8 protein-coding genes are annotated in these 6,692 nt (G+C 34.5%); 7 read left to right on the top strand and 1 reads right to left on the bottom strand.

Features of this window, described 5'->3' with window-relative positions:
* Window positions 1-65 precede the first annotated feature (65 nt).
* Window positions 66-377, bottom strand: a complete 312-nt coding sequence (locus EXE10_RS02215) for an ArsR/SmtB family transcription factor (protein ID WP_068975906.1) — start codon at window positions 375-377, stop codon at window positions 66-68.
* A 267-nt stretch (window positions 378-644) separates the two neighbouring features.
* On the opposite strand from EXE10_RS02215, the gene EXE10_RS02220 reads away from it, so the two are divergent.
* The 7 genes from EXE10_RS02220 (at window position 645) to EXE10_RS02250 (ending at window position 6,505) form a co-directional block, all read left to right on the top strand.
* Window positions 645-902, top strand: a complete 258-nt coding sequence (locus EXE10_RS02220) for a hypothetical protein (protein ID WP_130112219.1) — start codon at window positions 645-647, stop codon at window positions 900-902.
* 6 nt (window positions 903-908) lie between these two features.
* Window positions 909-1,655, top strand: coding sequence for a zeta toxin (locus EXE10_RS02225; RefSeq protein WP_130112220.1), 747 nt, complete (start codon window positions 909-911; stop codon window positions 1,653-1,655).
* 84 nt (window positions 1,656-1,739) lie between these two features.
* Window positions 1,740-2,078 (top strand): hypothetical protein, encoded by a 339-nt coding sequence (locus EXE10_RS02230; RefSeq protein WP_130112221.1) that lies wholly within the window; start codon window positions 1,740-1,742, stop codon window positions 2,076-2,078.
* A gap of 129 nt (window positions 2,079-2,207) precedes the next feature.
* A complete protein-coding gene (locus EXE10_RS02235; protein ID WP_068975910.1) occupies window positions 2,208-2,624 on the top strand; it encodes a YeeE/YedE family protein in 417 nt (138 codons plus the stop codon).
* A gap of 2 nt (window positions 2,625-2,626) precedes the next feature.
* The gene (locus EXE10_RS02240) at window positions 2,627-3,037 is read left to right on the top strand and encodes a DUF6691 family protein (RefSeq protein WP_130112222.1); all 411 of its coding nucleotides are present in this window, start codon (window positions 2,627-2,629) and stop codon (window positions 3,035-3,037) included.
* Window positions 3,037-3,909, top strand: coding sequence for an MBL fold metallo-hydrolase (locus tag EXE10_RS02245; RefSeq protein ID WP_171478481.1), 873 nt, complete (start codon window positions 3,037-3,039; stop codon window positions 3,907-3,909). The genes EXE10_RS02240 and EXE10_RS02245 overlap by 1 nt, the downstream gene beginning before the upstream one ends.
* 487 nt (window positions 3,910-4,396) lie before the next feature.
* Complete coding sequence (locus tag EXE10_RS02250; protein ID WP_130112223.1) at window positions 4,397-6,505, top strand: EAL and GGDEF domain-containing protein; 2,109 nt, start codon at window positions 4,397-4,399, stop codon at window positions 6,503-6,505.
* The last annotated feature ends 187 nt before the right edge of the window (window positions 6,506-6,692 follow it).

A 6,692-nucleotide genomic window follows, 5' to 3' on the forward strand; every position in this document is an offset into this window, starting at 1 on the left:
AGTTAACAATTTGTTTTTAGTATAAATTTAGTCTGTTGCTTAATCTGAATGAAAATATCTCAAAGTTAAACTTTAGGGCAATATAAGTCATATAAAGTGGTCAGTACTACCGTCATTTTTTCATCCTTGATGGAATAATAAATTTGCTTTCCATCACGGCGAGTAGATACAGCATCACTTTTACGCAACATCATGAGCTGTTGGGATAAAGTAGGCTGATTAATTTGAGTTTTTTCTTCGATTTGCGAAACATTCAGCTCTTCTTGAGCAAGATGACACAAAATGAGTAAGCGATCTGTATTGGCTAAAGATTTTAAAATAGTCACAACGGATGATGCTGATTCACGCATTACATCAATTTCAAGATCATTAGACATATATAACGGTTCCCTGATTATTTACGCTATTATAACTGTGTCTATCATCATCGCATGATACTAACTTTATGTTTTTTGATGAAGTTCTAAATCAATTTTATCTATATAACAATTCAGGCTATTTTATTCACAATTTTGAATAAGCCAGAAACTCATTTTTTTCTCGTTAAATAATGAGTTTAGTACTGATTCGTTGAATAAATAGACAAATTGTCTACTTATGATAATATGTCGAGAACAGCTTTAAAAACAGTTGAAATATACATAATGAGTACATTTACCGTGATGAAAACCACACTACGTGAGGAAGCAACGATTCCGATGCTTGCTGTAGATGCGTTTGCACAGTCTTTTGTGCAAGCAACCCATTCAACTGTAAAAGTAACTTATGCTCAAAATCAACAGCTCGTAGAACAAGTGGATGGTCAGATTCATATTGTTAAAGATCTTTCAGATGCCTATGTCGATCCAAAGTTAAAGCGTAGTGTTTTGAAACGTAAGAAAAAACAAGAGGTGATGGCATAAGGTTCTATGCGTCAACCGAGAATAAGAATGTTTGCTGGTCCCAATGGATCAGGTAAAAGCACCATTAAAGAATATTTAGCGCCCCATCAAATCGGGGCGTACTTAAATGCAGATGAATTAGAAAAGCAGCTTTATGCAACGCAAAGTTTGGCTTTGGATGATTTTCATCGTGATTTATCTGCATCAGCATTGTTAGAATTTTTAAAACAAAAAAAGCGCAAAAAAGATCAGAAATTCATTCCTTTATTATCGACTGAGCCAAAAATCATTGACGATAGCCTCATCATTTTTGAAATTCAGGAAATAGATTCCTATTTATGTGCACGGATTATTGATTTTATTCGTTTTGAATTTTTACGTCTAAAAATCAGTTTTACCTTTGAAACGGTGATGTCACATATCAGCAAGGTTGAATTTTTACGTGAAGTACAGGAGCATGGTTTTAAAACCTATTTGTACTATGTCGCGACAGTAGATCCTGAGATTAATATTGGACGTGTGTATTATCGAGTCAATACAGGTGGGCATGCTGTACCTGAACAAAAGATTCGTGAGCGCTATTATCGAAGTTTGGATTTACTCATGTCTGCGATTGAAGCATCAGATCGCGCTTATATTTTTGACAATTCGAGTCATGGTGAAAAAGCATCTTTTATTGCAGAAATTGAAAAAGCAGAAGTATTAAAATTAAATCCTGCGGTTGAGTTGTTTCCAAAATGGTTTGTTGAAAAAGTCTTGGATGAATTTAGTTAAAATCGAAAATTTTATACATTTAAACACCAAAGATCATTTTATGAAGTTTTAATAAAGCAACCATTTATAGTCAGAGAACTTGGAATGAATAACTTAGATTTGATTTCTAAACTTGAAAAAATAGGGCAATTACCTCCAGAGCGTAGCCAAGATGTAGATGATTTTCCACTAGAGGAATTTGATCAGCACTTACAAAGTTTTGAATTACCAATAACTTTAGAAATCGCCAAGCGTTTAATTAAGCTTTCTCCACCAAGCAATACAGGTTGTTTTGGCGTGGAATGGGCAATATTACATTTGATAGAAAGCCTAAATGTGGAGCAACTTCAAGATTTAATCGCACATTCAGAGCAAAATGAAGTCGTTGATCTTTTATCCATACGTTTAAAAAATTATTTTAAAAAAAATAATGGTGAAGCGTAAAAATAAAGCTGATTCTACTTGTAGATTTAGAATGTATGCACTTTAAAGTATAGACTTATACAAAAATAAGATTGAATAATTAAATTAAACATATATTATAAAAACATATATTGTTATTGGTTTATATCGATGCACAGTTTTGTTCTTGCCTTCTTAGGAGGGATTCTTCTTGGACTCGCAGTGGTTGGCTATTTGTTTGTAAATGGTCGTATTGCAGGGATTAGTGGCTTGATTGCACAAGTGCTGAATCCACAAAGCTTGTTTAAAACCCCTGCATTATGGTTCTTATTGGGTTTATTTATTACACCATTTGCGTATGGTCTGTTTTTTAAACCTGAAATTGTTATGGTGCATTCAGAACCCATTTTATTGATCGTCGCAGGGGTGTTGGTCGGTTTTGGGACTCGCTTGGGTTCAGGTTGTACCAGTGGTCACGGTATTTGCGGAATGAGTCGCTTATCCGTTCGTTCAATCGTCGCAACTTGTACATTCATGCTCGCAGGATTTATGACTGTCTATGTGATGCGCCATGTGATAGGAGCTTGATTATGAAAAATATTCTAGCATTCGTATTCGGTGGCTTATTCTCCATAGGTTTGATGATTTCAGGCATGTCAAATCCTGCAAAGGTAATCGGTTTCCTTGATCTATTTGGACAGTGGGATCCAAGTCTAGCATTTGTAATGATTGGTGCAATTCTTGTTGCATTTATCCCGTTTCAGTTAGCGATCCGCAAACCTGTAACAGTATTTAATGAACCGATTGATTTACCAAAGAATAATCAACTTGATAGAAAACTACTTTCAGGTGCATTTATTTTCGGAATCGGTTGGGGAATTGCAGGGATTTGTCCAGCACCTGCATTTACTTTGATTGGTTTGGGATATTATCAAGCTGCATATTTTATTATTGCAATGTTGGTTGGTGTTTTGATTCACCGTAAAGTTGCAGGAGCATAATGATGTATCCACTGGTTCAAGATTTTTTTGATGAAAATACCAATACCTTTAGTTATGTCGTAACAGACCCTAAAACTCAGTATTGTGCAATTATTGACAGTGTTTTGGATTATAATGCCTCATCAGCAACAACGCAGACGACACATGCAGATCAGATCATTGCCTATATCAACAAAAATCAGCTTAAAGTCCAGTGGATACTAGAAACACACGTACATGCAGATCATCTAACTGCTTCACAATATTTAAAAGCACAGTTAGGTGGTCAAATCGCCATGAGCGAAAAAATCACCATTGTTCAAGATATATTTAGCAAAATTTATAATATTGATATTAAAACGCTAAATTCGCATCAATCGTTTGATCATTTATTTAAAGATCATGAACACTTTATGATTGGTGAAATGGATGCGTACAATATTCCAACGCCAGGGCATACACCTGCATGTTTAAGCTATGTGGTTGGTGATGCTGTATTTGTTGGAGATACCTTATTCATGCCTGATTATGGGACTGCACGTTGTGACTTTCCAAAGGGCAGTGCTTCTCAGTTATATGATTCAGTCAATGAAATCTATAAATTACCTGATCATATGCGGATGTATTTATGTCATGATTATTTGCCTGAGTCACGACAACATTATGTATATCAAACCACGATTAAAACTCAACGTGATGAAAATATACACATTCATACAGGCATTACCAAACAAGATTTTATCAGCATGCGTGAACAACGAGATGCAACATTATCTATGCCGAAATTAATTTTACCTGCAATTCAAATTAATATGGATGGTGGCAAATTTCCTGAACCAGAAGTCAATGGTTTACGTTATTTAAAATTACCTTTAAACTATTTTAATGGATGATTTTTAGGCACATTAAGTTAATTAAATGAATGTAAATTAAGCATGATTCAAAGTTTTATAAAAAAGCATAATGTTTTTATGAATATAATTATATTTTTATAGGAATTTCATATTGAGTACAATATTTTGTAATAAAATTTAAAAAACAAAAATATTGTTTATTTTTGATTAATAATTAATTTATTCTTATTTTTATCTAGATTAAGTTTTTGATAATAAATATGATTTAAAATATGGAAAACTAGATAAGAATATTTATAAAAACAATCTCGACCATTGTCGTAGTCTGAATATTGGATTCCATACATTTATCTGTATACAATGTCATTAACTGGTGTAAAAATGTTATATTCATCATATATTATTTTTGATATGAGTGTTTAAATACATTTTTTATGGGTTGTCATCGAATATGCATGTTTAAAATATATACATTTTTATAAAATAGTTTATATTTGTAAATGTGCTGATTTTATAGGATTAATTTATGGCGAGTATCACTTTACCTCTAGATTCGAATTTGAATCCAGTGGATTCGTCTGCCAATTCTATTCCTGTAAAAGTTGCACAAATTTCCAATGAGGTAAAACAAGCTTTGGATTTAATGCCACATTTAGTGTGGATGACTAAGCTTGGCGTGGGTTATTGCAATACTCCGCTCAAACAATTTATTGGCATTGAGTCGAACAATATTTGCGATACCGACTGGATTAAATATTTACATCCTGAAGATGCAGAGCATATTTATAATATTTGGATCACTGCACAAAAAACAGGTCAAAATTTTGAAAAAGAATGTCGCATCCGTAATGTAGATGGACACTATCAGTGGTTTTTACTCCTTGCACAAAGCACAGAATATGCTCGTAAACAATTTGATTGGACTATAACTTGTACCAATATTCATGACCGTGCATTGTTATTACGCGAAACCAGTGAGTCGTTACGTGCTAATACAGATATGCTAGATGTCAGTGTGGACTGTATCAAAATTATTACACCCGATGGTTTTGTTTCTCACATGAACAAATCAGGTTGTATTGCTTTACTTGGTAAAGAGAAAGTGAAGACTTTTGGCATGGAATGGCTTGGATTATTGCCACCAGAAGTTCGTGATCAAGGCAAGAAAGCAATTAAACAAGCGGCGAAAGGTAAGAATGCACGTTTTGCAGGAAAAAGTGTCTTTGGTAATTTGACCATGTATTGGGACAATATTCTGACTCCTGTGGTAAATGAAGAAGGGCAAACCACCAGTATTTTATGTGTATCTCGTGATGTCACGAAACAAAGAATTGCTGAAGAAAAACTCCGTATCACCAGTGAATTTGATGAAATGACGGGCTTAATGAACCGTCGAGCATTTAAGAAAAAACTCAAGGTTTCAATTGCTAAAGCAAAAGAAATTCGTGGTCAAACAGGTTTGTTATTGATTGATTTAGACCACTTTAAACATATTAATGACACATTGGGACATTCTGCAGGTGATCACTTGCTTAAAGTATTGTCTAAGCGACTTGCACATTGCTTAGATGAAAATGCTTATATTTCAAGATTGGGTGGTGATGAATTTGCTGTTGTGATTGAAAATATTGAAAGTAATGAACAAATTATAAATGTTTCAAAAAAACTCTTAAAGCAACTCGAAGCACCAATTACATATAGTGGTAAGTTGCTGAATGGGGGAATGAGTATTGGTGGGTCAGTTTACCCAGTAGATGCAAAAGATGGTTCTGGTCTATTAAAATGTGCAGATACTGCACTCAATGATTTAAAAGATCGTGGTCGTGGTGGCATTCGTATGTTTGGCGTAGATATGTTTGAAATCGCTCAAATGAAAGCCAAACAACTCGACACGGCGCGTCAGATAATCCGTAATAATCAAATTGAACCGTTTTATCAACCTAAAGTTAAGTTGGATGATTGTTCAATTATCGGGTTTGAAGCATTGTTACGTTGGCGTGATCTGGAAGGTAATGTTTATTCGCCAGCGACTGTGGTTGAAGCATTTAATGACTTCGAGTTAGCGACCAAAATCAGTGAAACCATGCATAATAAAATTTTTGCTGATATGTCAGCGTGGATTTCGCAAGGAATTAACGTTGTTCCGATCTCAATCAATGCTTCGCCAGTAGAATTTATGCGTGATAACTATGCTGAAATTTTATTGAAGCGTTTGGCCGCTTATAAAATTCCACATGATTTAGTTGAAATCGAAATTACTGAACATATTTTGGCTGATCGCGGTTATGAATATGTAGTACGTGCTTTGAAAAAGTTGAAAAATTCGGGAGTACGGATTGCCTTGGATGATTTTGGTACAGGGCATTCTTCGATGACCCATTTACGTGATTATCCAGTAGATTCATTGAAAATTGATTATAATTTTGTCAATCGGATGCATGAAGAAAAGTCGATCAAAGCTATTGTCGAAGGGATTGCCAAACTTGGACCAATTTTATCATTGGATATTATTGCTGAAGGTATTGAAACGGTTGAACAACTTGATAGTTTAAGAGCAGCAGGTTGTAAATTTGGACAAGGCTTCCTATTTAGCCAAGCTATCAGTGCCGATGATGCTAAACAAATGTTAATTTAATTAGGGTCTGTTGACATTTCATAAATGGCTTGCGTTGTCGGCTAAAATAGAGCAAACGAGGCATGAAATGAAAAGAATGGTGGTTCCATTTTTAAATTTCATAACGAAGTTTGTGATAATTTTAGCCACAACCTGAGCAAGAACAAAGCACTGCTTTGTTTGCAGCGCAAGGCGCAGCGGGGGACTG

This window comes from Acinetobacter sp. WCHAc060033 (assembly GCF_004209125.1).
Lineage (GTDB): Bacteria > Pseudomonadota > Gammaproteobacteria > Pseudomonadales > Moraxellaceae > Acinetobacter > Acinetobacter wuhouensis.